Raw genomic sequence first — 26,937 nt, forward strand, 5'->3', positions numbered from 1 at the left:
CAGCTATGTTAAAAAATTATTTCAAAATCGCCATAGCTGTTTTAAAAAGAAGGAAATTTTTCACCTTCATCAGTTTGTTTGGCATCAGTCTTACACTAACCATCTTAATGGTAGCCACTGCGCTTGCAGATAAAATGTTTAATCCGGGATATCCTGATTACAATCAACATCGTTCGCTTTATGTTGAACGTATAGAAATAAAAAATACCAAGGAAGGTTGGGTGAATATGAGCAACCTGTCGTTTTATTTCTTTGAACATTATGTTTCCAGGTTGAAAACGGTTTATAAAATGGCCATTTCATCGGATCAGAGATCATCTAATGCTTATCTGAACAATAAAAAGCTGGTAATAGGTTACAAATACACCAATGCAGATTACTGGAATGTTTTATCGTACCGGTTTTTGGAAGGTAAACCTTATGGTGAAAGGGAAATTAAAAGTGCAGAACGTGTTGCCGTGATTTCTAAAAAAACAAAAGAAGCTTATTTCGGTGATCAAAAATCGGTAATTGGCCAATACATTTCTGCAGATAACATTAACTACCGGGTAATTGGAGTGGTTGATAATGTTTCAGGTGCTGTACGCAATTTTGCCGGCGATATGTATCTGCCTTATACGCTTGCAAAAGATATTAAAGATACAAGACTAATGGGGTCATATAATGCCGTGCTTTTAGGCCGTACAGAAACTGATGTGCCCAGGATGAAAAAAGAGTTTGCCCAAATGGTTGATAAACTGCCAATCCCGCCAGATTTTAATAAGATTTATTGCAATGCAGATGGATTTAAAACCAGTGTTGCCCGTAGAATAGCAGGAGATTCGACCAGTAACGGGATCACAAAAGTAATCACAATAGGCGGAATTTTTGTACTCCTTTTTTTATTGCTTCCAACCATGAATTTAGTCAATATCAATATTACCCGGATCATGGAGCGCTCATCAGAAATTGGCGTACGCAAGGCTTTTGGTGCTTCATCAAAAACACTGGTTTACCAGTTTATTGTAGAGAACCTGATTCTCACTTTTATTGGAGGCATTATAGGGGTCTTTTTATCCGTGCTGGTTATTTACCTCATCAACGAATCAGATTACATATCAAGCTTTAATCTCACCATGAATTTAACGGTATTGTTTTTTAGTCTGATTACCTGTTTTTGCTTTGGATTGATCTCAGGCGTATACCCGGCATGGAGAATGTCGAAATTAAATATTGTTAAAGCATTAAAGGCTTAATGCCTCAAAATAAAATATATGTATAAACATCTGTTTAAATTAATATGGAACAAAAGGAGACAAAACTTCCTTTTTCTGTCTGAAATTCTGATTTCCTTTCTAGTTGTGTTTGCTGTTTTTTCATATTTAACCTATTACTATAAGAATTATATCAAGCCACTTGGCTTTGATTATAATAGGGTTTGGTCAGTTAGCTATAATGGTGACCGGTTATCGAAAAATGCTGATTCGCTTGGTATTTTTTATACCAATCTAAACAAAGCACTACAAGCAATGCCAGAAATTGAAGCGGTAAGTTTTTCGAGCTCGAATTATCCCTATTCATCCAGTTTTATAAGTACCGGATTAACGCAAGGAGGAAAGAAATTCAATAACATTAGCGATTTTAATGTGGGAAATGATTATCAAAAAGTTTGGAGTGTTAAACTCGTTGACGGGAGATGGTTTACTCCGGAAGACCTGATCAGCAAAAATAAAGGAATTGTTATTAACGAGACCTTTAGCAAAGAGCTGTTCGGAACCGCAAAGGCTGCTGGAAAGCTAATTGGCGATTTTGATGATAAAAATAAATTCAAAATCATAGGTGTTGTTAACGATTTTAAGGCAAATGGTGATTTCTTGCCTGCGAACAATGTCATGTTTAGTCAGTTGGATACAACAAATTTGAAGTGGGCGAGTACCCTTTTAATAAAGGTACGGGAAACTGCCGGTGCCAGTTTTGAAAGCAAGCTATATAAGTTTATGGCCACAACGATGCGCAGTGCAGTCGAAATTCAGCATGTTGATGAAATGCGCAATGCCAAAAACAAGGAAACCATTATCCCGATGTTATTGTTCATCATCGTTGCGGGTTTCCTGATTATTAATGTTGCCCTTGGTCTTTTCGGCGTGTTGTGGTATAACATTAATAAACGGAAAGGCGAAATTGGCCTGAGGCGGGCAATTGGTGCAAGCGGCGTTTCCGTGTCAACTCAAATGGTACTCGAATCATTAATCTTAGCTACAATATCTGTTCTGATCGGCTGTTTCTTTGCTGTTCAGTTTCCGCTGTTAAACGTATTTGATATAGCTTCGAGCGTTTACCTTATTGCCATTTTACTCTCTGTTTTATTTATTTATACATTGGTTATCGCATGCTCCTTATATCCGGGCAGGCAAGCTGCTGCAATTCATCCGGCCGTTGCACTGCATGAAGACTAAATGGTTAACTTCGTATATGATTTTAGTAGTTGATGATGATATTGCCGTTAGAACTTCCATTTCACTTCTCTTAAAAGGGGCGGGCTACGAGGTTATTCCTGTTGATAACGCTTTGCAGGCTTTTGAGGTGGTAAAAACCCAAAAGCCTGCACTTGTGGTACTTGATTTAAATTTTTCTATTGATACCTCGGGAGAAGAAGGCATGAGTTTGCTGAAAAAAATCAGAACTGTTGATGCTGGTGTTCCGATTATCTTAATTACCGGCTGGGCAAGTATAGAACTTGCTGTGCAGGGGATGAAATTCGGCGCAAACGATTTTATTAATAAACCATGGAATAATGAACACCTGCTGCAGTCGGTAGCTACCTTATTAGAAATTAATGGTAAAAAACCGCGCTCGCGAAGCAGAAAGGAACTGGATAAGAAATATAATTTTAAACAGATTATAGGTGAAGATCCAACCTTGCTGAATATTCTGGAAACCATTGGTCGCGTAGCTTCAACCAATGCGTCAATATTGATTACAGGCGAAAGCGGAACGGGTAAGGAGCTGATAGCAGAGGCCATTCACGAAAACAGCAACCGCTCGGGCAAGCCTTTTGTAAAAGTTAATCTGGGCGGAATTTCATCTTCGTTGTTTGAGAGCGAAATGTTTGGCCATGTTCGCGGAGCTTTTACTGATGCCCGTTTCGATAGGACGGGCAGGTTTGAAATGGCAAATAAAGGAACCATTTTCCTGGATGAGATAGGCGATCTGGATGCAGCAGGTCAGGTGAAGTTATTAAGGGTTTTACAAGACCGTACGTATGAAGTTTTAGGCAGCAGCCGAACTAAAACAGTTGATACCAGGGTAGTTTGTGCAACAAACAAAAATTTAAACGAAAGGGTAGCGTCAGGCTTGTTCAGGGAGGATTTGTTATACCGTATTAACCTGATCACTATTCATCTACCCGCGTTAAGGGAAAGACCATCTGATATTCCCTTGCTGGTTAACTTCTTTATCAATAATCTGAAAGAAATTTACGGTAGGGAAGCGTTATCAATAGCACCCGGTGCCTTACGCTGGTTACAGCAACTGCCTTTGCCCGGTAACATCCGCCAACTTAAAAACCTGGTTGAGCGAACGGTACTGATCAGCAGTACAAATGAATTAACGATTGATGATTTTCAATCACAGTTAAATTTGTCACCATTAAAAAGCGATAATGTCAGATTGCCCGGAGTAGGTACCATGACTTTAGACCAGATGGAGGCAGAAATGGTTAAGCAGGCCATGAATTTCCATAAAAACAGAATTACAAAAGCCGCGGCATCATTGGGGATTACCAGGAATGCCCTTTATCGCCGTTTGGAAAAATATCAAATTCCATTTCATGAAACTGAAGACTAAGTATATTCTGTTTATCGTTATTCTTCACCTCATCTGCCTGATGATGAGCTATTTCATTTTTGAGAAAAACAAACTCGTATTTATGCTGGCAGAGGCATTTGTACTGGTTTCTGTTGTTATATCAATCAGCCTTTATAAGCAGCTAGTCAGTCCGCTTACCTATTTAAAACAAGGCATTGCAGCCATAAAGGACCGTGATTTTAACGTTAAATTTTTATTGACCGGAAAAAAAGAGGTAGATGAGCTTGTGGATGTCTATAACCGCATGATTGACGAATTGAGAACTGAGCGAACAAAGCAGGAAGAACAGCATTTTTTTCTCGAAAAGCTTATTCAGACTTCCCCTACGGGAATTATTATTCTTGACTATGATGGGCAGTTAAAGCAGATTAATCCAAAAGCGTTGGAAATTACAAAAGCGAATCCTGATATGCTCGAAAATCAGATCCAAGGTATGAAAACCGGAACATCAAAAATGCTCCGTACAGATGGATTGCATACCTACAAAATTCAAAAGTCGAGATTTATGGACAGGGGTTTTGAGCGGATTTTTATCATGATGGAGGAAGTAACGGCAGAAATTTTTGCAGCCGAAAAAAGTGTTTACAGTAAGGTGATCAGGATGATGGCGCATGAGGTGAACAATACAGTTGGTCCCGTAAATTCAATTATTAATACGGCATTGGTACAAGATCATTTATGGCTGGAAGAGGAAGAGCAGCTATTAAAAAATGCCATGAAAATTGCTGTTGAGCGTAACCAGAACCTAAATGTATTTATGCGGAATTTTGCCGATCTGGTTAAACTTCCGGCAGCGAACAGAAAGAAAACAGATCTGGTAGAACTCCTCAAATCGGTGTCAGCATTAATGTATTTCGCTGCAAACGAAAAAGAAATCAGGTTTGAACTGGACTTACCAACCTCATCATATTTTATTGTCGCCGATGTTGAACAAATGGAACAGGCCCTGATAAACATTCTTAAAAATTCAATTCAAGCGATAGAAAGCAACGGCGTTATCCAGATAGAACTAAATTCTGCTAAACACCAGCTCAATATTTACGACAATGGAAAAGGTATTTCTGAGGAAAATGCAGCGCAACTTTTTAGCCCGTTTTTCAGTACGAAAAAAGATGGACAAGGGATTGGGCTAACCCTGGTTAGAGAAATACTGCTCAACCACGGTTTCGATTTTTCTTTGAAAACGGTCAGGCCGCTTACCGTATTTACCATTCAACTGGCTGGATAATTATATCCAAAAATAATTACATTCCCCCCGAATAAGTTTTGCTGATTCCTAAATGAAAAATAGCCAGGCTACATAAGTATGTAGAAAGATAAACAAGGTCATTGCAGCCATTAACAAATCGCGTGCTGTGAGCACCTATATAAATCTTAACTGGTCCTGGCGTCTCGCTAATACCCGAATATAACATCCATCTGTCCGTAGTCTTGTCTGGAAGCGATCATGAGGTGACTGCGGTTTACAATAAGTCAGTGAGGCTACCACGCTCCTGAATAATTCTGTACAATTCCGGCCAGATATTTTCCGCCGCGATCTCGTATCCTTCTTTAAGCGGGTGAACACCATCGTACATATTCAGTTCCCGTATGCCTGCTACATTTTTTAAAAATGACGGTACCATCGAAAGGCCGTTTTTTTCAGCCAGTGCCGGAAATATACCAGAATAATCACTTTGATGCCAGCCGGTTGCCCAGTCTGGTAATTCGATGCCCAACAAGAGTATGGATGCCGACGGACAGCTAGTTTTAACTTTGTTGATGATGAGCTGCAGGTTGGATCGGATCAGCACAGAACTAATGCCGCGTAAAAAGTCATTGGCGCCAAGTTCAAGGACAAAAATCGCTGGGTTTTCATTCAGGACCTGGCCAAGTCTGGATAGGGCAGAAGCCGTAGTATCACCGCTTAGGCCTGCGTTAATTACAGTGTATTTTAGTCCGAGCTCTTTTAGTTTTGCATTGGTGAGGGCTGGGATGGATTCAGAGAAAGGGTCTTTGAGACCGTATCCCGCCACCAGGCTATCGCCAAAAAAAACAATTTTGTTCTCCATTTACCATTTCCTTTTGATGAGTAATGCACCGAGTAATAGCCCAGCCCCCAGAGCCACATACTTACGGTGCGCTTTTGGTTTTCCCGGAATTCCCCATCCGCCATGTACCGAATTGCCATAGGCTACAGGACTGAAAATATTACCATTTGTTGGCGCAATGGTTTTGGCATGTTTAAGGTAGGTACGGATCACGCTTCCGGCGATGGCAGTGGTCAGGCTTGGGAACAGGACACGGGATAAGCGCATCAATATGGAGAAACTGCCTACCATTTTTTCAGATCTGGGATTGAGCGAAAGTTTGAATACCTCATGGGCCAGGCGGTTAGGGTCATAAACTACCGGGCCGGGTTTGAGCACTTTGCCGGTATAATTGGCCGCATGCTGTATGCCGGGCGTATCAAGAAAGCCGGGAAAGGCATCACAGACATGGATATTAGGATATTCCCTCAGTTCAGATTTTAATGATGCGGAAAAGCCGCGAAGTCCGAACTTAGCAGCAGAATAACCTGCACCAAAAGGTACAGGCAGGAACCCGCCGATGGAGATATTGTTGATCAGGATTCCGAATCCCTGTTTTTTAAAATAGGGCATAACAGCGTGGGCACCATGCATATAACCTAAAAGATTGGTTTTGATTACCTGCTCACTGACCTCCATGGGTGTCTGGTCGAAACTGCCAATAGCAAGTACACCTGCATTATTAATCCATACATCAATACCTGTACCGATCTTTACTGCTGTTGCCGCCAGGTTGAGCACCTGGTGATAATCAGCGGTATCGCAGGCGACGCATTCTGTCGCACCACCAGCATTTTCACATTCAACAGCGAGGTCTTTTAACGCATCGATATTCCTCGCAGCAATCACCACCCGATCGCCATTTGCCGCAAAAGCCAGGGCGATGGCCCGCCCTGCACCGCTGGATGCGCCGGTAACAACTACGGTTCTGATGTTTGCTTTTATGTTTTGATCCTGTTCCATATCTACCAAAACCGCCTTTAAAAGGTGAATGTTTGCGTAGACCTCATTTTGTTGCGAAGTTTTTTGATATTATCCTTCTCGCGGGTAATACTTAAGTTAGTTGGAAATGGTTGGTTTGAATGTACTTCTTTCGTTTTTCTGCATATATATTCCATAGCTTATAACTTGCTGATACCTGGCTAAGTAAATAATTCCGGTTTGACAAGATTTTAAATGGTTAAGATGAATAGTATATTGATTGTAGTTTTAAAATTACATACTTACATTTAAGTATTTTTAATTTATGTATTATTAATCATTTTTAAATACTCCTTAAAATTGTAGATTTACTTATTCGCAAAAGCTTTTCATCATATTTAGTGCTGATCCAGATCGCAGATAGATGTCCTTTATGCCAGTTGCAAAAGCTTTAGTTTGTGTAGTGAGTGGTAATATTTACATTTTCAATTTATAAATTCTCAAATTCATGGAAAATCCATCTCTTGATGCTTATCAACAGGTCTTTGGACTTGCGTGCATCGCTAACCGGGCCGGGGGCTACCACGGTACCGGTACCGATTTACAGCTGCAATTGCAGTATGAATTATCTTTTTACTTAAATGGTGTTCCGCCTGTTGAGGTAATGGGGCAAACCAAACCTTCTGTAGCCGATAAATCGGTGACTTCGACACTTGGCGACTGGAGATTGGTATGGGGACCCGCACTCATTGAGGAGACGGATCAAAATGGAAAGCCTACTGGTGTTGCTGATAATGCCTTATTTGTTGCGCATTGCGATGCGGTTGCTTACCCAGGTGGCCCGACTTTGCCAACTTACGTTGTAGCCATAGCAGCAACTAATCCGGCTTCGCTTTACGACTGGGAAACCGAGGATTTTTCGGTAGCTCAAGTGGTAAACTGGAAAAATTACAATCCGGCACAGTTTTCGCCATCGGCTTATAATGGAACTGATCCCTATATCTCCAATGGAACTGCAACAGGTATTAAAATACTGCTCGGACTCATTAGTCCCTCCAATGCAGCATCTCCTGATACCACACTTGAGGCCTTTATTGCGAGTTTGAATCCCGACCGGAAAAGTGCAATCGTATTTTGTGGACATAGCCTGGCAGGTGCACTTTCACCAACGCTGGCCCTTTATTTAAAGGAGCAGAACAAGCTAAATGCATTTGATATTTCATTGGTTTACCCTACAGCCGGACCTACACCCGGAGAGAGCGCATTTGCCAGTTTGTTCAATAGTACATTCCCTCCGCTTCCTCAGGGATGGGTTGCACAGACGGGTGATTACCAGAGCTGGAATACAATGCACTGGAATACATTAGATGTTGTGCCACACGCCTGGCAGGAAGCAGACTTGCAGCAGATTGCCGAAATCTATGGTCAGTCAACCAATTTTCTGACAAAAGAAACGCTTAACACACTTCAACGACTGCTGATTAAAAGGGCCGCAACATCGGGAGCAACCTATACCAGAATACAGAACCAATCTCTGCCCGGAACGCTTCAACATTCAGATCGATCCACAGCAAAGATCAGTACCCCGCCCAAGACTATGAAAGATTATATTACTCAGCTCATCCTCCAGCACGTTAATCTTTATTCGGGTATACCGGCATACCAGGACAGTCCAGCTGTAAAAGGCCTCATTCTGCCACAGCCTTTGCCGCAGCCGGTTTATAAACACGATAAAAAGCTTGTTCCTGGTGTCAAAGCTGTCACAGAGTTAGAAATGATTATTAGGATTATGGAGCAGATTCTGGCCTGGATAGCATCTTATGCTGCTTCAGTGGATGGGACACGGGTTAAAGAGGAACAAAGAAATGGTAATAAAAAATAAAAATCAGATTAAATAGCTCCTTACTAATGAACACAGATCATCACCATACACATGCTTGCACCTGCGGTTGCAACAACCCAATAGTTGAAATTTTAAAACATAAGCTTTTCAGCAAGGAACATATTGAAAAGCTAACTGCTCATCTTCCCAAAAGTAAGCCTGTTGCAGCCTCACCTAAAGCGATTCTCTATTCGGGAGGAACGATCAGGCCTATGATAAATGGGCAGGCAGACATTGTCGAATCGATCGGTATTGCTCATGGCACTGTTGTTGCATGCGGTACCTATAAGAAAGTAAAGGAGGCCATGGATGCCAAATACAAAGATAATTATCAGCATATTGTGCTGGATAAGGCCCATACCCTGATCCCCGGAATGTTTGAACCCCATGTTCATACCGTCTTTTCAGGTATGATGGCTTCATGGGTGGATGTAGGTCCTTTTGAAGGCCAGGATCTGAAGAAAGTTTACACTAAGGAGTGGATATCAGCGACATTGTCTTCCGCACTTGAGACTTCATCAGACACCGTGTTACTGGCTACCGGACTCGATCCTGCACTTATTCAGCCGCAAAGCGGAAAAAACTTTTCGCAGATTGATAATGTGTTTCTTGATAACGTGAGCAAAGATAAACCGATCATTATCATGAGTGCATCAGGGCATACTATCTATGCTAATTCAGTAGCCCTACGTCAAATTTACAATAAGCAGCAAGGGGAACCTGCAATGCATGATTATAGCAGCGCTGATGATTACATTGCCAAAACGCATGGATTACTGGAAGAGGAGGCCATGATGATGCCAGCGGTAAATACCTTTGAGGAAGCAATTGCGTCAAAATCGCTTAACATCGTCGCCAATATGGATGCATTCTTCCGGCAGGCTAACTCGAGAGGGGTAACCTCGATGTACGATGCACTAATCAACCAGATGTATATTCCCTATCTTGAAAAATATCTCGGGGCACGACAGTTATCGGTGCGTTTGGGTGGTGCCCTGTACTGCGAAACATTGGATGCAGCAAAGGCTTTGACACCATACAGGCAGCCGAGTCATTATCTGGATCTGTATTATGGACATGTTAAAATTGTATCTGATGGCTCTAATCAGGGATTGACCGGATACCAGTCTGAACCATATTCTGTGATACTTGAAAAAGATCACCCCTGTGGTATATTCAACTTTTCAGATACAGAAACCTATCAGACGCTGGTTGACAAGGTGATATTGGAAAAAGGCTGGCCCATTATGATTCATGCCAATGGAAATCAAGCCATAACGGATACCATTGCAGCCTTCCGAAAGGCATTGGCGAAATATAAGGGACCTGAACTGCGAAACCGGATTGAGCATTGTTCCCTGCTCGAGCAAAATAGTATAGATGAAATGGAAAAATGGAAGATTTCGCCCAGCTTTTTGATTGGACATGTGGGGTACTGGGGTGATGTATTTGAGAAAGTAATATTCGAAGGACAGCATTTGCCGGAAAATAATGCACCTAAGGTATTTTCTCTTGACCGTTGTTCATCTGCGGCCAAAAAGCTGCGCATCTCTCTTCATAGCGACCATACCGTGACCCCACTGGGACCTTTAAGGATGATGGAACAATCCATTACCCGGGTAATGGAGGCAAACGAAAATAAATGGCCGTTAAACGTACTAAATACCGAAGAACAGCTTTCCAATGAACAGGCGCTTAAAGCGGTAACCTATGATGCCGCATGGCAATGTTATGCCGATAGCTGGGCAGGAAGCCTGGAGGAAGGGAAATTTGCAGATTTTGTAATCCTGGAAAAGGATCCGGTTACAATGGCGCGTAAAGATTGTAGCATGAACATGCGAAATATCAAAGTGCTTGAAACCTGGCTTGGCGGGGTAAAGGTGTATGCCCACAGCTAAGCTTTATTGCTTTGCTGATTAAGCAGGCTGTTTTCAGTCTTTGGTTATAAAAAGCAATCTGAGCAGCGTATTTGTTGTTTTAATCCTGTATGAGGCTGTATCATCAACATCGATTTTCATTCCGATCTTGCTGAATTTTTGGACAGGTAGTCGGATAATCTCTCCAATATTATGTTGCGCTTACACGGCTCAACACCGGAATCAGGTGTGAAATTACAGTTGATGATATGGCTTTGAACAGGCACCGGTAAAAATTTTTCGGAGATATTTATCGCTCATTAATTGTCGTAATTATGTCTGAAATTTCCGATGATTTTCTTCGCAGCAAGTGCATAGCGTTAAGTTATTTAGGTTTGAAAACTGTCTGTTATAAAATAAATTCAGTATGTATTGATCAAATTCAAAACAATCGTACCATTTAAGAGGTATATGCACTACTAAATTTATTTAAAATGGAAAATCATACGATGTTGCAGTACTTTGAATGGTACTATCCCAATGATGGCAGCCTTTGGAAAAAGGTACAACAAGATGCTGCTAAATTAAAGGAAATGGGCATAGATTCCATTTGGTTGCCTCCCGCACATAAAGGTATGGATGGCAAAGATTCAACTGGTTATGATTCTTACGATTTATATGACCTTGGCGAATTTGACCAAAAAGGAAGCATTGCCACTAAATATGGAACAAAAGACGAATATATTCAGGCGATCAAGGCTGCGCAGGAGGCTGGTATAAATGTTTATGTAGATATCGTGCTGAACCATCTTGGTGGTGCAGATGACCACGAGCCGGTGACCGTGCGTAAGGTAAACCCTGAAAACAGAAATGAATTTATTTCAGAACCTTTTGAGATTGATGCTTATACCAAATTTACCTATCCGGGACGCGGGGGGAAATATTCTGAATTTAAATGGGATTTTCAATGTTTTACCGGTGTAGATTACGATGCCCGTACCCAGGAGTCAGCGGTGTACAGTATTCAAAACCAATATGGGGCAGGATGGGAAGATGTGCTTGATACTGAAAACGGAAATTATGATTACCTGATGCTTACCGATATCGATTTTCGGAATCCTGCTGTAAGGGAAGAACTTAAACGATGGGGGCTGTGGTTTTATCAAACTGCAGGTTTTGATGGGCTACGTCTGGACGCGATTAAACATATGCCTGCTGATTTCTACAATGAATGGTTAGATTATCTTAGGGCTGAAACAGGCAAAGAACTCTTTACGGTGGGCGAATATTGGTCGCCATACGATCCGCAGGCCATGCTGGATTATATCGATGCTACCCAAGGCCGTATGTCCCTTTTCGATGCCAGCCTTCAGGCTAATTTCTCCCGCGCCAGTAAAGAAGGCGAACAATATGACCTGAGTACCATATTAGATGGATCACTGGTTTCAGTAAGACCAGAGTTAGCGGTAACACTGGTTGAAAACCATGATACCCAACCACTCCAATCGCTCGAACAAACGGTAGAGCCATGGTTCAGGGCACATGCTTATGCAATCATTTTACTCCGGGAAGCAGGCTATCCTTGCGTTTTTTATGCAGATGTATACGGATCGGCCTATACAGACAAAGGGAACGATGGAAAAGATCATGAGGTAACCATGGCGGCACTTCCTCAGCTGGAAGCATTGCTACAATTGAGAAAAGCATTTGCCTATGGTTTTCAACGTGATTATTTTGATCATCCAAGTTGCATTGGCTGGACACGCTCAGGGGATGAGGAACACCAGGGTTCGGGCCTTGCGGTAGTTTTATCAAACGGTGAGGCGGGAAATAAACGTATGGAAATGGGTGCTGAGTTTGCAGGCAAGATTTTCAGCGATTATCTGGGGCATTGCGATAGAGAAGTTACCATAGGCGAGGATGGATGGGCAGAATTTTTCTGTGAAGCAGGCTCGGTTTCGGTTTATACCTTGAAAGCGGATTGATAAATATTCAGCCATCGGATTCGAAACAGAAATCATCTGAACATAGGTCATATCTCTTATTGATTTAAGACGTAATAATAGACTATAGCATATAATGGTTTACTCCCCTCCTTATTAAGGAGGGGTGCCCGTAGGGCGGGTGGTTATATTCTGCTTTAGCGCAGCTGATCATCTGGTAAACTGTAATCTATTGATTGTTAACTGCAACATTACGAAGCAATTATAGCGATCCGTCTTTAACTTTGTCTTCCAGCATTTGGCCCCCCGCACGCCATTGCTCAAATGCTTTTATGGCTTCTCCGGGCATAATCCTTTCAAATGCTATTGGCTGTTTTTCTATCGGTTCCTTTAAGGCGTCTAAAATAAATTGATCACCAAAGCCTGCCCATTCCGCATCTGTTCTGGTATTTCCATAGTATACCTGCTTAATATTAGACCAGTATATGGCACTTAAGCACATGGGGCAAGGTTCTGCACTGGTATAAATCGTACAGCCTGACAGGTCGGCTTTGCCGATTTTTTTTGCTGCCTGCCTGATTGCATTTATTTCCGCATGGGCCGTCGGGTCACAGTCCTGCGTTACTGAATTTGCTTCAGCACTTAGGATCTTACCGTCGCGGACAATTAAAGCCCCAAACGGTCCGCCATTTAACGTCCGCAGATTCTGCTCTGATAATGCAATGGCTTTTGCCATAAACTTTTCATGTATTTCCATGCTAAAACAACATTGATTTTGGTTATTGGTTTTGGCCATCAACCCGAAACTATTTAAAGTTCCTGGCTGGAGGGAATACTGTGCCATCTGCCTGCTCTCTTTTTTGTGTACGTTTGTTTTCTGTGGGGTAAGGCACGCGTTCGTCTGACCTCGAAAGCGTTAATAAAGGCAGTTCTTCATGCCCCGTATCAGTAAGTCCTTTCAACAGCCTGGTCAGATCAAAACAGCGTTTAACAATAACATGCACCACCTCACCCTCACGCTGCAGTTTTCCTTCTACCATCAGAAGCCTTGCGCCCAGTATCTCTTTTCGGTACTTTTCAAAAAGATGTTGAAAAACAACCAGATTCGCTACACCTGTTTCATCTTCAACAGTGATAAAACAGACGCCGCCGGCAGTTCCAGGACGCTGGCGTACCAGCACCAGCCCTGCAACTTTTACCAATCTGCCATCCCAGGATGCTGCTGCCTCTTTGGTAGAAAGGATTTTAAGCAAACTGAGCTTTTCGCGCACAAAACTTACGGGGTGTGCTTTGAGCGACAGCGCCGTAGTGGCATAATCGTGTACAACATGTTCAGAATCGCGCATCAGCGGCAGTGATAACTGTGGTTCTTTTTCACTTTCAGAGGCTTGTTTTTCGAATATGCCAACCGGACGGTCTGCCAGTGCCGAAACCTCCCAAAGTGCCTGCCGCCTGTCCATTCCCAATGAGCGGAAAGCATCAGCATCAGCCAAAATTTCCAGCGTGTGTTGTGATACGCCGGCATCCATAAGTTCATGTATCATTTTATAGGAAGCTGCTCTTCCTTTAACAAGTAATTCCATTTCTTCCAGGGCAATCCCCTTGATCTGGCGAAATCCCAAGCGAATGGCATGATATTTTCCAGTTTTTTCCTCCAGTATATTGTCCCAGGCCGAATGGTTAACATCTATCGCACGCACCTCCACGCCATGGTTCCTGGCATCAATTACAATCTGTGCCGGTTGATAAAAGCCCATGGGCATACTGTTGAGTAAGGCTGCCGCGAAAACATCGGGATAGTAACATTTCAGCCAGCACGACACATATACCAGGAGCGCAAAGCTCGCGGCATGGCTTTCGGGGAAACCGTAACTTCCAAAACCCTCCAGCTGTTTGAAGATACGTTTGGCAAAATCTTCACTATAGCCGCGTTCCATCATCCCATCAATGAGTTTTTTTTCAAACTGGTTGACCAGCCCCTTAAATTTGAAAGTGGCCATACTGCGCCTTAAAGCATCTGCTTCGGCCGGAGAGAAACCCGCCGCTACTATGGCAATTTTCATCGCCTGCTCCTGGAACAATGGCACACCTTTCGTCCTGCATAATATTTCTTCCAGTTCGGGCGAAGGGTATTCAACAGCTTCTTCATTATTCCTTCTCCTCAGATAGGGGTGCACCATATCTCCCTGAATAGGCCCCGGACGTACAATGGCTACTTCGATTACCAGGTCGTAAAAACATTTGGGGCGTAAACGTGGCAGCATCGACTGCTGTGCCCGGCTTTCGATCTGAAAAACGCCAATGGTATCTGCATTGCTGATCATCTCATATACCTTTGGATCTTCCTCTTCATTGATATTGGCCAATGTTAAATCAAGGTCGTAATGTTTTTTAGCCAGTTCAAATCCTTTCCGGATACAAGTGAGCATACCCAATCCCAGCACATCAATTTTTAGAAAACCCAATGCATCGATATCATCTTTGTTCCATTCTATATTGGTGCGGTCTGCCATACGGGCATTTATAATGGGGCAGAGATCGGTCAGTTTTCCCTGGGTAATCACAAATCCACCTGTATGCTGGCCCAGCTGGCGGGGAAAACCCATCATTTGCCCGGTAAGTTGCAATACCTTTTTTAATAGCGGATCCTTAGGGTTGAGTCCGGCTTCCAGTATCCGCGCCTCTTCAAACCATTCGTCGGTAAATTCCCAGATTGCCCCTGATAACTTGGCCACGGTGTCTACCGAAAGTCCCATGGCCTTACCCACATCGCGTATTGCACCTTTTTGATGCTGCTGGGTTACGGTAGCAACAATGGCCGCCCTGTCGCGGCCGTATTTTTGATAAATATACTGGATCACCTCTTCTCTGCGCTCATGTTCAAAATCCACATCAATATCCGGCGGCTCATTTCTGGCTGAAGAGATAAAACGCTCAAAAAGAAGGTCAAATTTGGTGGGGTTGACCGAAGTAATGCCCAGGCAGTAGCATACGGTAGAATTGGCTGCAGAGCCGCGCCCCTGGCACAAAATTCCTTTTGAACGCGCAAATCTGACAATATCATATACGGTAAGGAAATAGGAAGCATAGTTCATTTCTTCCATAAATTTAAGTTCATACCGAATGTTGGCCGTAATTTTTTCAGGGATTTCTTCACCAAACATTTCTCTGGCACCTTTCCAGGAAAGATAGCTGAGTTCCTCCTGTGGCGATCTCCCATCGGTAGTAATTTCTTCCGGATACACATATTCTAAACTGTCTAGCGAAAACTGGCAGGACTCAGCCAATAAGATGCTGTTTTTTATGGCTTGTGGATACTGCCTAAAGAGTCTGATCATTTCTGTCTGATCCTTTAAATGCCGCTCTGCGTTCTGGTGGAGCAAAAATCCGGCATTCTGAACCGTGCATTTTTCGCGCGTACAGGTGAGTATATCCTGCAGTTCACGCCGGTCCGGATGATGGTAATGTACATCGTTTGTGGCAATAAGCGGAATATCCAGCACCTGCGATAACTGGTTTAGCCTGAACAGTTTTTTGTGGTCTGCACCGGTATAACCCATTGTTGCAGCTAAAAACAGATTATTGCCGAATTTTTTTCTGAAATCTGACAGTTGAGCTTTAAAGTTTTCCTGGTAATCAAAAATGGAGTTCATTTCATCTGGGGGAATTACAATAAACTTTATACCCTCGCTATATTGAAACACATCAGCCTGATAAAGGTGGCAACTGCCTTTTTCTGCCCGGCTATTGCCCAGGCTAAGCAAAGCAGAAAGGCGGCAATAGGCGGCCTTGTCTGTTGGATAAGCCAATATCGATGGCCCATCCAGGAAGTCTAGCCTGCAGGCAGGTATCAGTTCGATAGCGTGGTTTCTCGCCGCTACATGTGCACGCACAATCCCTGCCAGGGTATTGCGATCGGTAATGGCCAGCTTGCGATAACCCATAACTGCCGCCTGATCGATCAATTCTTCCGGGTGTGAAGCGCCCCTGAGGAAACTAAAATTACTCGTTACCTGAAGTTCTATATATTCCATTTCACTAAGCAAAAAAACCGTGTATAAACCATTGTGAGGGTTTCTCTGGACTATAATGACCTGATCTGAAAAGCCAGTAGCGTTTTCCCTCTGCATCTTCCAATTGATAGTAATCCCGATGCTCACCCTTTTCCAGCCACCATTCACGTTCAATGCGTTCCGGCCCGTCTGCTTTTTTTACCTGATGGGTAACGCCCTGATAGCGAAACAGCATGGGTGGATAATCGGGGATAGGGGCAGTAACCTGTACAGGCTCTGGTACTTTAAGTAGCTGTACCGGGCGCAAGCGGTCAGTGCGCCAGGGTAAAGAAAGCGGCTCGGTAATGGAATCCACCTTTTTGATGGATCGCTCCGGCCAGTGATGAGGCTGTGGCAGATAGCGTTGAATGACCTGGGCACCCAGTTTTCCGGCCAGCCTATCCAAAAGTTCAATGACCTTTTGGTTGCTCATACTTTTTTCTGTCATCCATAAAGATTCCTGACCTGGATCCAGCCGGTCAAACCTAACCGCATCCATAGTGAAAAGTTCAATACCCATTTTGGGCTCAATCTTATCGATCTGGAGTGAAAACAGCTTGAAAAGATGGCTCGTATTGACACTTGGGCTGTTGGTACCAATTTGGGTTTTAATTACCTGGCCATCTATCCGGTAGCTTTGCAACAGGGCCGAACGGAGACCCATTCCATCACTTTGCAGTTTGGTGCAAAGCTGAAACAGCAGTTTTTCGATGGCGATTTCAATCCCTTTCCGTGTTCTGATCGGCTCCATACTGGCCAATCTTTCGCTATAAACTTCAGGAACAGTAATCGGTAAAAAAAAATCTTCTTTTTGTCCCAATACCTGCTCAATTCTTTCCATACTGTCTTCGCCGATCCTTCTGCGCAATACTGATCGGGGCATAGAAATAAAACTGCCGATGGTCTTTAACCCAAGCTTGATCAATTTTTGACTGGCTATGGGCGAAATGCGGAGCGCCATTGGCGGCAGAGGCAGAAGCGCATTCAGCTCTTCACCACTTTTAATGATGGGGGAAACCCTTCCATAACGCGATACAGCCCAGGCAGTACCCATAGTATCTGAAATCGAAGCCCTGACCTGATAGCCTATCCCACGTAAGCGGTTAACGATTTCGCGGAGATAGGCCTTTTCACCTCCCCACAGATGAGCACAGCCGCTGATATCTAAAATCAGGCCCTGATCTTCCTCTAAAGCCACCAAAGGTGTGTAACGGATGCACCACCTGCCAAGTGCGGTTAATAATTTTTTGGATTTATGGCATTGGTTTTCGATGACTTCCAAATCGGGTACGATCGCCCTGGCATCCGCCAGCGGCATTCCCAGGTGGATACCTAGCGAAGCCGCTTCTTTACTGGCGGCGGTAATCACCATTCGGTTACCGGCCTTATCTGAAAAAACAAGCGGCAAATCCTTCAAAGCTGGCCGCTTGATGCGGATCCAGTCGGTAAGCAGGGTAGAAAACCATATAGACATATATCTTTTTTGCATCATACCGCTTTCCTGATTTTCAGATCGTTAAAAGGTACCTGTTTTACTGGTTTAAAAACTCCGGCTGCATATTCGATCATCCAGTTGCCCGGTATTCCGTTTTTAACCTTCAGCAGTTCAACATGCCACCTGGCGAAGCCTAGTCCGGGTAATCCATCAATGGCCCCGCTTGGCATGGCAGATATGCGCCACCTGGCGGCCGCCAGGGTAGAACTGAGTTTTTCTGCATTTTTTCGGATTACAAAAGCGGTAACCCTGCTTTTTTCGATTACCAGTTGGAGTCTTCTGCTCTGCGCAAAACTGATCTCATCCAGTTCAGTTACTACTGCAGTGAGGCTTTCGCACTTTAATGCTTCCTCACTTGCCCATAATACATCCCTTTCGTTTTGCAGGTCAATAAAAATGATGCGTTCTGGCGATAGGCCAAAAGTGATGAGTGAAGGAGGGAAGATTTTGCGTTGCGTACTGATCCACAGGCAAAGACCACCTTTTTTCATCAGGGTAGAAAGCAGGACCGAAATAAAGCCGCCACTTGCCGATGCATCTTCCAGATTTGTCGCTAAAAATTCGTGCAGGGCAGCCAATGGAAATACATTACCCGGGAAAGCATTGGAAATTATGCCCAGTCCAAAGTCTATCCCATGAGCATTTCTTTCAGGTTTAAAGCCCTGAAGATTTAGGATCTGTTCCTGAAGTTTGCCTATAATATCCTTTTTAACAGCCGCCATATCCTTTTGCGAGAGCAGGGAAAATAATTTCGATATCACCCTTACAAAAATAATACTAAAAATATTAGTATTATTAAATTGTGAACAAAAATATTTAATTATGGTTTTAAATCATATTATTGAACTTTTGAACGTTAAAAATGTTAATAAATACTAATTTATTTAGTAAAAATATTTATATTTGATCTTTAAAAAATAGAAAAAGGATCTTTTTTATGACGGAGTTGGAATATTTTTTTGAGGATGAAAGTGGAATATCAGTGGTTTATCAATTGATCCGTTTTGGGGTTGGAGAACCCTGGAAGATCGTGCTGGATGGTGAACTGATTGGCAGTATGCAAAAATGGCAAGGTACCTGGAAGCTTCAAAATTGTGATGAACTTAGCAAGGATCTTCTGATTGGTCTTACCGGTCATATTGATGAACAGTATTTTAACTACCTTCCTTATGAAATCTGTTCGCGTTGGCCGAATCTGGTCGAAAAAGTGGTGTTAAGGTCTGATGCTGCCTATATGATCATCTGCAAAGAAGGGATTAACTTTAAAAGCTTTCAAGGCATATTTTCAAAGTTTGTGCCAGGTTTGCTCAAAGATGAGTGGTCCGTAAATTTCCAGGTATTCAACCATGATTTTTCGGATGATTTTTCGTTGTTTGCAAAGCCACTGGTTTATAAAAAAGAATCATTTGGATGGGAAGAGGTGAACAGGTAATGGAACAATTGAGTTTTTTTGCTCCTGGCGGGCAATCTGCCGGACTACCGAGAGATGTGCTCGAATACCACGCAGGTTTTATCGATCAGGATCAAAGCGATCTGTTGCTCAAAACCTTTATTCAGAACACGCCCTGGCAGCAAAGGCTTGTAAAAATGTACGACCGGGAAGTACTTACACCCAGGCTTACCGCCTGGTATGGAGATATTGAGGACATTGACTATGGAGTCCTTGGCAAGTCTGCGCCAATGGAATGGACAACCCCACTTTTGGAACTTAAAAGATGGGTGGAACCAATTGCCGGAATTAACTTTAATAGTGTATTGCTCAATTATTATCGTAACGGCAATGATTCGGTGGCCTGGCATAGTGATAAGGAAACAGTAATGGGATCGCATCAGGTTATCGCCTCTGTTTCCTTTGGCGCTGTACGCAGTTTTGATATCCGGAAAAAAGAAAATCACCGGGAAAAATATGCCGTCAGGTTGGAACACGGGTCTCTTTTAATTATGAAAGGTGATTTGCAGGCAAGATGGGAACACCGGATTGCCAAGACCGCTCAACCCATTGGGCCTAGGGTAAACCTGACTTTTAGGCGAATCATCAATCCATCTGTTTGATATGATGCTATGGGTAGTGAACTTTAAAATTAAACAACCAAATTTGTAGGTGAGGTGTTATTGCTTATATATTTACAGGCACTTAATATTGTGCCTGTGTAAGGTAATTTAGAAATACCGAACGTTATATCATCAAAACGGACCAATTTAGCCATGCCGCAACATTTACCATCAAAAAATATAGAGGCTACAAAACGTGTGCTGCCAATGATATTGGCTACCGCTATTTTTATGCAAATGCTCGATTCGACGATACTCAATACATCGCTTCCGGCTATTGCGAAAGATCTTCATCAATCTCCCTTGAATATGCAAAATGCCATTATCGGTTATGTATTAACACTTGCAGTGTTTATGCCGGTAAGTGGTTTTTTATCTGATAAGTTTGGAACCAAGAGGGTTTTTATTCTGTCATTGCTACTTTTCAGCGCAGGATCTCTGTTTTGTTCGCTCTCCGGAAACCTCACTCAACTGGTCATGTCAAGAATCATACAGGGGGTGGGGGGAAGTCTGATGACACCGGTTGGTAAATTAGCCTTGGTTAAGAGTTTTCCAAAAAAAGATTTATTGAAAGCGATGAATTTTGCAATTATACCAGCGCTCATTGGTCCCGTTTTAGGCCCGCTTGTTGGAGGGTATATGGTAGACTACCTGTCATGGCACTGGATATTTTTGATTAATATACCAATGGGGGTTTTGGGTATTGTACTTAGCCTGCGTTATATGCCTGATTATCGATCTGATGTGATTGATTTTGATTTGCGTGGTTTTCTGATATTTGCTGCAGCATCATTATTGCTCTCTATTGCGCTGGAACTCCTGGGAGACGAGGTTTACACTACGCCCGCCCTGGCTATTTTATCACTTGGTGTATTGATGCTTTATTTTTATTACCGGCATGCCGTAACAGACAATAATCCTATTTTTCCACTGAACCTGTTTCAGGTGAGAACATTTAGGGTGGGTATACTCGGTAACCTTGCCACACGTTTGGGTATTAGTGCTATACCTTTAATATTGCCCATGATGATTCAGATTGCTTACGGCCAATCTGCAGTAGTTTCTGGCTGGATCATCGCCCCTATGGCACTAACCGCTATTCTTGCAAAATCGCAGGTCATTAAAATCCTGAACAGGTTTGGTTACCGAACCACATTAATGGCCAATACTTTTATCATTGGCTGTCTGATCTGTACAATGGCGATACCCGCCATCAGTTCGTCTATTTACTACTATGTGCCAATCATCGTGATGATGGGCTTTTTTAACTCCATTCAATTTACAGCCATGAACACCATTTCTATTGCTGATCTGCGTGAGTATCATACCAGTAGTGGCAATTCTTTAATCTCCGTTAATCAGCAGCTGGCAATCGGCTTTGGTGTTGCCTTCGGGCTGATTATTTTAAAAATATTTCAGGGAGATGTAAAACTCATCCATGATGATATCCATAATGCATTCAGATATACCTTTCTTGTAGTAGGTGCCCTGACTATACTATCAGGCCTTGTATTTAGGCGCTTACATTTTAAGGATGGTGAAAATTTAAAATGATTGCAATAAGCGAATTTGCTGCGGTTTAAATGCTTTCTGGCTTGGCGTTTAGCTAAGAGGTAAATGTTAACCCTGATAGTGAATTCTGGTGATCAACCATAGAGCTAGTCTATGATCTGTACTTAAAAAAATATTATCCAGACTCACTTCGTGCAAGCGCTTTCATTAACTATACCTTAATGCTATTAATAAAAGGCTGCTGAAATGATCAGTAGCTAAATACCTAGTATTGAGTATTTTATTGGAGCGTTTATCTGTTTAAATTTAAGTATCTGTTAATAATCATAAAAAAACACAAATATGATGCTCTCAAACACAGGAACTGTTTCACTAATATTATATGCCGCCTTAATCGGTATTGCCATAATCGGCCTGATCATCGCCATTAAAAACCTTAAAGATAAAACAATCGAATTGGAACGGCTTGATAGGATGATCGATCTTTTTAAATATACTATTGTTTCGATTGCCATAGCCACCGTTACGCTAATTATCACCGATCTTTTTAAGGAAAGGGAGCAGGATGTAAAAGAACTCGAGTATTTTGACAAATATGCCCAAGATGTGAAAAAAGTTGATGGGTTGGAGGAAAGATTTCAGTTATCCAGATATTTAATGATTGTTGCACCAAATGGTGAACTCAAAAAATCATGGAAAGAGTATTATGATACGCTAAAAATTGAGCATGCCAACTATCTTATTTTAAAAGAAAAGAGCAAAGCGTTGGATACCATTATAAATCCGACGCCTGCACAGAAGATAGAGAAAGCAAAAGTCAATGAGCTTATAGAACAAAAGGAGTCACCTTTGGTGTCTGTTTCTACATCGCTTATACTACCAAGGGCATATCTGCACATTAGCAGTGAAGATCAGCGTGGACAGGCAAATGTACTTCAGACAGTATTGCAAAATGAGAATTTTCAGGTTCCAGGTATCGAAAATATTGGAAAAAGGGGTGACCGATACATACCCGCGAAAACCGAAATTAGGTATTATCGGGCAGAAGAATTCTCTGAAGCATTGCGTCTGTTCAATATTGTTCGCAGTCAATTTCCGAACCTGACTATGAGCCCCGCACCAGTGAAAATTCCGGGGAATGGGAGAGGAACCAGACCTGGTCATTTTGAGGTCTGGCTATCAAAGTAAAAAAAACAAAAAGTTGATTTAATTAACAATAGCAGTATTTTTTAATAATTAACCGCCAATTAAACATAAAATACATTATGGTCTATACCGTTTCAGCTGGTTACACACTCGGTAAAATTGCTTTAAAGTTTAATGTTCCATTAAGTATCATACTTAATCTGAACCAGATTCAGCGTCCCGATCAGCTATTTATCAATCAGATTATTCAGATTCCAAATGTGCAGGACATACCGGAAGATGCTAGCTGTAGCCTTCCAACCCCGGCTTCAATGCTGATTAATCGAGCAAAATCTGTTATCAATTCATAAATTGCGTATAAATTAGGGAGCGGTGGTATGCTCCAAAAGATACCTTCCTTCCAGGGATGGCTTATGTGATTGCAGTGGCTTCATCAGTTGGGTGATCGGTATATCCCGAAAAACCCGGATTCCCGCTTATAAAATCTTGGGTGGAGGTTGGATCTCAGATTCAATAATTCAATCAACAGTATTAAAAAATTATAAATTCATAATAATTGAAATGAAAACACTAAAAAATGAAGTTACTTCGGTCGATAAGCTTAAAGAAGACAATAATGAATTGGTTTTCTCCTACCTTACATTGCGTAATTTAATTGGCTTCGGTGGCGTGTCACTACCAATTACCCTGGCCATTTTTCCCAGCCGTGATTCAGAATATTATGGCTTTGAACCCTCTATCAGTGATTATTTTTACACCGATAGAGGCGACATTCTGGTGGTTATCCTTTGTGTACTAGGCGCATTTTTAATCACTTATTCCGGTTACAACTGGAAAGAACGTCTGCTTACTTTTATTGCAGGAATTGGCAGTATAGGTGTTGCATTTGTACCTACCATCCAGCGGTGCAAAGACTGTCTTAACAGTGTTCATACCAATAGCGGAGGCGTTTTCCCCAAACTTGCCGGCACTGCCGTTCACTTTATATTTGCGGCAACTTTTTTGTTTGTACTGGCTATTCTTTCACTGGTATTTTTTACCAAAGGCAGAAAAGAAAATTGTTTTAATACCGATGGAACACTAAGCCAGAAAGGTAAACGGAATATTGTTTTCAAGGTTTGCGGCTGGATCATTATTGCTTGTCTGGCTATTTTAGGCCTGTACTTTATATTCAAACCCGACCTGAAAGGCTTTCCGGTAATCTACGTATTTGAATCTATTGCCGTAGAAGCGTTCGGGCTGTCCTGGCTAACAAAAGGTCAGACACTTTGGTCCGACGGTGAACATTATTTACTTAAAGGCCTCAAAGGTTTAACCGCTAAGAGATAAACCGACAGATCTATGCGCATCACCAGTTAAGCAGAAAAAGGATAGTTATTCAGCAAATGATCTCATCAAACAGATGACCTGAATACTTACTAAGCGTTGGTTTTTTGCTACTTAACCATAATTTTCAATATATATAATGCTTTTTAAACTTGTATTTACGCTGTTTTTTTTGATCTGATTGTAAAGGTAAAGGCGCTGCCGATGTATGGGGTTGATTGGACGCTGATCTCACCGCCTAACTTCTCTACTAAAAGTTTTACTGTAGCAAGGCCAATCCCCGTTCCACTCTGTGCAAAACGGTCTGAAGTGTTCAGGGTAACATTTCTTTGGAAGATACGCTCCAGCTCTTCTTTTCTAATGCCTATCCCATTATCGCGAACGGTAATGCTGGCCAGGTCGTCAATAACAACGCAATCTATCTGAATCAGGCAGGTCTGTTTATCATTGTAACGCACAGAGTTGGTTAATAGGTTGATCATAATCTGCTGCAGTGCGATGGCTGAAGTGCTGATCTCAATTTTGGTTTCCGGATAACTGATCTTTACATTTTCAGGAATGCTGAGCATGGATACCGTTTTGCGTAAGAAGCTACCAAGTTCAATGGTTTCATGCTGTCCTGTCAGAATTTCTGGCCTAATGGAGTAGTCTAGCATGTCGTTAATAAGTTTCCTAAGGGCTTTTATACCATTCAGGCATACCAATGCTAAGTTATGCCCTTTTTTATCGCCGCTATTTTCAAGGTGTCTGGTTAATAATTCGGCACTCATTGAAATGGTAGTCAATGGATTTTTGATATCGTGGGCGGCAGTTGTGGCAAACTGCTGCATAAACTGATTGGTCTCAGCAAGGCGTCTGTTCGTTTCACAAAGCAGCAGCAGTTTTTTTCTCAGTTCCATCTGGGCAATCACCTGTTTTCCCAGTACCTTGAGCGACCAGATCTGCTGCTCATCGAGCTTTCTTGGAACAGTATCTATTACACAAAGCGAACCTAGCGCCATTCCTTCCGGTGTCAGTAGTGAAATTCCGGCATAGAATGCGATGTTCGGATCGCCGGTAACCAAAGGGTTTTCTGCAAACCGCTGGTCTTCCCTGGCATTGCTAACTACCATCACCCCAGTTGGATCAATAATGGTGTGTGCACAAAAAGCATGCGCTCTTGGGGTCTGTTGAACATCAATGCCTAATTTACTCTTAAACCACTGTCGGGAGCTATCTAACAGGGTAATCAGCGCAATGGGCGTTCCACAGATTTGTGAAGCCATTTTTGTCAGCTCATCGAAATCTTCTTCAGGCAGGCTATCCATAATCTGATAAGAATCAAGTGCCTGTAGCCGCTGCTTTTCGTTCTGGGGAAGTATTGCTATATTATTCAAATTATATTAATTGTAGCGTTAATTTTATCTAGGTTTAGCTTCTTGTTGCTTTGAGCTTTCCGCTCTTTTGATATTGCTGTGTTTTGATGTTCTCCCACATAATCAGCTTATCTTCGATTCTTGAAAATACACGGATATCACCATCTTGTGAAACCACAATGCCTAAGCTGCCAGGGTGCTCCCAGCAATAGGCGATCATGGAGCGGTGTCTTGTACCAAAGTGTTTCGGGTCTGTGGGTAGCAGTGATTTAGCAGTTGCAGTGGCCGTAGCAGAAATGTAGATTTTTCTTGGCATTTTTTTAGAACGGATCACACCTCCAAATCCCCTTGCCACCATATCCTGGCCAAATAACACGACGCCGTCAACACAGCTTTGAGAGGCGATGAAACTTACCGAACCCTTAATTTCATTGGCCACTTCTGTTTTGGCATGCAGGGCAATAGTTTCCTGTTCGTAAAGTAATTTAGTTACCGTTTGCTTTCCCGAAGCCAAGCGCTGGTCAATCCTGTTTTCTGTAATATAGCTATTGATGGCCTGCTTTAGGTAGCCGCTGATGGCCAGCAGCAATCTTTTATAATTTACTGCGTATTTGATGTCAACATCGTTGCTATCTTCTGAGATCAGTACTGCCCCGCCATGATGGTAGTTTTGGATTTTTAGCAATAACCTCGACAACGTCTGGGTCCATATACTGTCTACAAATTCCTCCCAGTCTGCAAAATCTTCCCCGGGGTGCGATGCAGCCAGGAAATTTTTGATTTCAGCCCTGATGGCACCGGCATTTTTCCTGATAATTTTAGATACTGGTCCGATGGTAAATACGTCCAGATAGCGGGTAACCAGTACATTTTGTTTTAAGGTGGCCAGCAGTTCATAGTCGAACATGACCTTAAGCGTGGCAATATCGTCTATAAATACCTGAAACAGCCCAGGCTGTTCAGATCCTGATTCAGATTCATAATTCAGAAAACTCTGGTAGTGCATGGCCTGATCGATCATTCCCCAGATAAAGAGTTTTCCATCCTGATCATAATAAACAGCAAGAGAGGTGCCAGATGGGTCGGCTGCCTTTGAGAGCTTGGCCAGCGACCTGATATCAAGTGGAATGCGTTGAGCAAATTCTACGCAACTCCATCGTTCGGAAACAATTTTTCTTGGGGGAGCCGGATCTGGGTTGGCAGGATCAATGAGCGTTACGGCTACTTTGGTCAGCTCACCTTCTTCTGTTCTCATCGAGGTGTAAAAAAGGCACTCGAAAAGTTCTTCGAGAACAGTTAAGGGAGGAGTAGCCAGTGCCAGTCTGCTGTGATTCAGCTTGGTATGGATATGCGCCGCAAGGTCCGTTGTTTTTGATTTTTCCTCAATCATTGCCTGATAGCGCTCGTTATGTGGTTGAATTTAGGGTATACAACAGCAAATGGATGTAATGTGTTTTTTTTCTGACACTTTTTTTTAATGTT

Annotated in this window: 20 protein-coding genes; 12 read left to right on the top strand and 8 right to left on the bottom strand. The window is 42.5% G+C overall.

The window, feature by feature from the left end; translation table 11 throughout:
* Positions 1-5: 5 nt before the first annotated feature.
* The 4 genes from BM107_RS16930 to BM107_RS16945 are packed head-to-tail and all read left to right on the top strand — an operon-like array spanning position 6 to position 5,074.
* Entirely contained in the window at positions 6-1,235 is a 1,230-nt protein-coding gene (locus BM107_RS16930) for an ABC transporter permease (protein ID WP_090985485.1), read from the top strand.
* 18 nt (positions 1,236-1,253) lie between these two features.
* The gene (locus tag BM107_RS16935) at positions 1,254-2,435 is read left to right on the top strand and encodes an ABC transporter permease (protein ID WP_090985487.1); all 1,182 of its coding nucleotides are present in this window, start codon (positions 1,254-1,256) and stop codon (positions 2,433-2,435) included.
* Positions 2,436-2,451: 16 nt separating this feature from the next.
* Positions 2,452-3,825, top strand: a complete 1,374-nt coding sequence (locus tag BM107_RS16940) for a sigma-54-dependent transcriptional regulator (RefSeq protein WP_090985660.1) — start codon at positions 2,452-2,454, stop codon at positions 3,823-3,825.
* A complete protein-coding gene (locus BM107_RS16945) occupies positions 3,809-5,074 on the top strand; it encodes a sensor histidine kinase (protein WP_090985489.1) in 1,266 nt (421 codons plus the stop codon). Before BM107_RS16940 ends, BM107_RS16945 begins: the two co-directional genes overlap by 17 nt.
* A gap of 235 nt (positions 5,075-5,309) precedes the next feature.
* On the opposite strand, the gene BM107_RS16950 is transcribed toward BM107_RS16945, so the two are convergent.
* Both BM107_RS16950 and BM107_RS16955 read right to left on the bottom strand, forming a co-directional pair.
* Complete coding sequence (locus BM107_RS16950; RefSeq protein ID WP_090985491.1) at positions 5,310-5,897, bottom strand: arylesterase; 588 nt, start codon at positions 5,895-5,897, stop codon at positions 5,310-5,312.
* Positions 5,898-6,878: an SDR family oxidoreductase gene (locus BM107_RS16955; RefSeq protein ID WP_090985493.1), complete on the bottom strand. Its 981-nt coding sequence runs from the start codon at positions 6,876-6,878 to the stop codon at positions 5,898-5,900.
* A gap of 466 nt (positions 6,879-7,344) precedes the next feature.
* Here BM107_RS16955 and BM107_RS16960 point away from each other — a divergent pair, with 466 nt between their 5' ends.
* The 3 genes from BM107_RS16960 (at position 7,345) to BM107_RS16970 (ending at position 12,559) form a co-directional block, all read left to right on the top strand.
* Positions 7,345-8,718 carry a lipase family protein gene (locus BM107_RS16960; protein WP_090985495.1) on the top strand — a complete coding sequence of 458 codons (1,374 nt, stop codon included), beginning with the start codon at positions 7,345-7,347 and terminating at the stop codon, positions 8,716-8,718.
* Between the two features lie 26 nt (positions 8,719-8,744).
* On the top strand, positions 8,745-10,616 hold the full coding sequence (locus BM107_RS16965) for an amidohydrolase (protein WP_090985497.1): 1,872 nt from the start codon (positions 8,745-8,747) through the stop codon (positions 10,614-10,616).
* Positions 10,617-11,068: 452 nt separating this feature from the next.
* Complete coding sequence (locus tag BM107_RS16970) at positions 11,069-12,559, top strand: alpha-amylase (RefSeq protein ID WP_090985500.1); 1,491 nt, start codon at positions 11,069-11,071, stop codon at positions 12,557-12,559.
* Between the two features lie 220 nt (positions 12,560-12,779).
* Here the strand turns inward: BM107_RS16970 and BM107_RS16975 are convergent, their stop codons facing one another.
* The 4 genes from BM107_RS16975 to BM107_RS16990 are packed head-to-tail and all read right to left on the bottom strand — an operon-like array spanning position 12,780 to position 18,786.
* Positions 12,780-13,361 (bottom strand): nucleoside deaminase, encoded by a 582-nt coding sequence (locus tag BM107_RS16975; protein WP_244278843.1) that lies wholly within the window; start codon positions 13,359-13,361, stop codon positions 12,780-12,782.
* The gene (locus BM107_RS16980) at positions 13,324-16,551 is read right to left on the bottom strand and encodes an error-prone DNA polymerase (protein ID WP_090985502.1); all 3,228 of its coding nucleotides are present in this window, start codon (positions 16,549-16,551) and stop codon (positions 13,324-13,326) included. Before BM107_RS16980 ends, BM107_RS16975 begins: the two co-directional genes overlap by 38 nt.
* A 4-nt stretch (positions 16,552-16,555) precedes the next feature.
* Positions 16,556-18,061 carry a Y-family DNA polymerase gene (locus tag BM107_RS16985; RefSeq protein WP_244278844.1) on the bottom strand — a complete coding sequence of 502 codons (1,506 nt, stop codon included), beginning with the start codon at positions 18,059-18,061 and terminating at the stop codon, positions 16,556-16,558.
* Positions 18,058-18,786, bottom strand: a complete 729-nt coding sequence (locus tag BM107_RS16990) for an ImuA family protein (RefSeq protein ID WP_090985504.1) — start codon at positions 18,784-18,786, stop codon at positions 18,058-18,060. The genes BM107_RS16985 and BM107_RS16990 overlap by 4 nt, the downstream gene beginning before the upstream one ends.
* Positions 18,787-19,001: 215 nt before the next feature.
* Here BM107_RS16990 and BM107_RS16995 point away from each other — a divergent pair, with 215 nt between their 5' ends.
* The 5 genes from BM107_RS16995 to BM107_RS17020 all read left to right on the top strand — a co-directional run bounded on the left by BM107_RS16995 (position 19,002) and on the right by BM107_RS17020 (position 24,103).
* Positions 19,002-19,496 (top strand): hypothetical protein, encoded by a 495-nt coding sequence (locus tag BM107_RS16995; protein WP_090985506.1) that lies wholly within the window; start codon positions 19,002-19,004, stop codon positions 19,494-19,496.
* Positions 19,475-20,116: an alpha-ketoglutarate-dependent dioxygenase AlkB family protein gene (locus BM107_RS17000; RefSeq protein WP_244278845.1), complete on the top strand. Its 642-nt coding sequence runs from the start codon at positions 19,475-19,477 to the stop codon at positions 20,114-20,116. Before BM107_RS16995 ends, BM107_RS17000 begins: the two co-directional genes overlap by 22 nt.
* Positions 20,117-20,269: 153 nt before the next feature.
* On the top strand, positions 20,270-21,670 hold the full coding sequence (locus tag BM107_RS17005; RefSeq protein WP_090985508.1) for an MFS transporter: 1,401 nt from the start codon (positions 20,270-20,272) through the stop codon (positions 21,668-21,670).
* A 300-nt stretch (positions 21,671-21,970) separates the two neighbouring features.
* Complete coding sequence (locus BM107_RS17010; RefSeq protein ID WP_090985510.1) at positions 21,971-22,816, top strand: hypothetical protein; 846 nt, start codon at positions 21,971-21,973, stop codon at positions 22,814-22,816.
* 519 nt (positions 22,817-23,335) lie between these two features.
* Positions 23,336-24,103 (top strand): hypothetical protein, encoded by a 768-nt coding sequence (locus tag BM107_RS17020; protein WP_134203777.1) that lies wholly within the window; start codon positions 23,336-23,338, stop codon positions 24,101-24,103.
* Between the two features lie 155 nt (positions 24,104-24,258).
* Here BM107_RS17020 and BM107_RS17025 read toward each other — a convergent pair whose 3' ends face one another.
* Positions 24,259-25,476 (bottom strand): sensor histidine kinase, encoded by a 1,218-nt coding sequence (locus BM107_RS17025; protein WP_090985517.1) that lies wholly within the window; start codon positions 25,474-25,476, stop codon positions 24,259-24,261.
* 34 nt (positions 25,477-25,510) lie between these two features.
* The gene (locus BM107_RS17030) at positions 25,511-26,845 is read right to left on the bottom strand and encodes a putative sensor domain DACNV-containing protein (protein WP_090985519.1); all 1,335 of its coding nucleotides are present in this window, start codon (positions 26,843-26,845) and stop codon (positions 25,511-25,513) included.
* Positions 26,846-26,937 lie beyond the last annotated feature (92 nt).

It is taken from the genome of Pedobacter suwonensis, assembly GCF_900111825.1.
Lineage (GTDB): Bacteria > Bacteroidota > Bacteroidia > Sphingobacteriales > Sphingobacteriaceae > Pedobacter > Pedobacter suwonensis.

Excerpts from the sequence above, each read along its gene's own strand:
- BM107_RS16930 (WP_090985485.1), top strand. The coding sequence starts at position 6 with ATGTTAAAAAATTATTTCAAAATCGCCATAGCTGTTTTAAAAAGAAGG.
- BM107_RS16935 (WP_090985487.1), top strand. The coding sequence starts at position 1,254 with ATGTATAAACATCTGTTTAAATTAATATGGAACAAAAGGAGACAAAAC.
- BM107_RS16940 (WP_090985660.1), top strand. The coding sequence starts at position 2,452 with ATGATTTTAGTAGTTGATGATGATATTGCCGTTAGAACTTCCATTTCA.
- BM107_RS16945 (WP_090985489.1), top strand. The coding sequence starts at position 3,809 with ATGAAACTGAAGACTAAGTATATTCTGTTTATCGTTATTCTTCACCTC.
- BM107_RS16950 (WP_090985491.1), bottom strand. The coding sequence starts at position 5,897 with ATGGAGAACAAAATTGTTTTTTTTGGCGATAGCCTGGTGGCGGGATAC.
- BM107_RS16955 (WP_090985493.1), bottom strand. The coding sequence starts at position 6,878 with ATGGAACAGGATCAAAACATAAAAGCAAACATCAGAACCGTAGTTGTT.
- BM107_RS16960 (WP_090985495.1), top strand. The coding sequence starts at position 7,345 with ATGGAAAATCCATCTCTTGATGCTTATCAACAGGTCTTTGGACTTGCG.
- BM107_RS16965 (WP_090985497.1), top strand. The coding sequence starts at position 8,745 with ATGAACACAGATCATCACCATACACATGCTTGCACCTGCGGTTGCAAC.
- BM107_RS16970 (WP_090985500.1), top strand. The coding sequence starts at position 11,069 with ATGGAAAATCATACGATGTTGCAGTACTTTGAATGGTACTATCCCAAT.
- BM107_RS16975 (WP_244278843.1), bottom strand. The coding sequence starts at position 13,361 with ATGGCACAGTATTCCCTCCAGCCAGGAACTTTAAATAGTTTCGGGTTG.
- BM107_RS16980 (WP_090985502.1), bottom strand. The coding sequence starts at position 16,551 with ATGGAATATATAGAACTTCAGGTAACGAGTAATTTTAGTTTCCTCAGG.
- BM107_RS16985 (WP_244278844.1), bottom strand. The coding sequence starts at position 18,061 with ATGATGCAAAAAAGATATATGTCTATATGGTTTTCTACCCTGCTTACC.
- BM107_RS16990 (WP_090985504.1), bottom strand. The coding sequence starts at position 18,786 with ATGGCGGCTGTTAAAAAGGATATTATAGGCAAACTTCAGGAACAGATC.
- BM107_RS16995 (WP_090985506.1), top strand. The coding sequence starts at position 19,002 with ATGACGGAGTTGGAATATTTTTTTGAGGATGAAAGTGGAATATCAGTG.
- BM107_RS17000 (WP_244278845.1), top strand. The coding sequence starts at position 19,475 with ATGGGAAGAGGTGAACAGGTAATGGAACAATTGAGTTTTTTTGCTCCT.
- BM107_RS17005 (WP_090985508.1), top strand. The coding sequence starts at position 20,270 with ATGCCGCAACATTTACCATCAAAAAATATAGAGGCTACAAAACGTGTG.
- BM107_RS17010 (WP_090985510.1), top strand. The coding sequence starts at position 21,971 with ATGATGCTCTCAAACACAGGAACTGTTTCACTAATATTATATGCCGCC.
- BM107_RS17020 (WP_134203777.1), top strand. The coding sequence starts at position 23,336 with ATGAAAACACTAAAAAATGAAGTTACTTCGGTCGATAAGCTTAAAGAA.
- BM107_RS17030 (WP_090985519.1), bottom strand. The coding sequence starts at position 26,845 with ATGATTGAGGAAAAATCAAAAACAACGGACCTTGCGGCGCATATCCAT.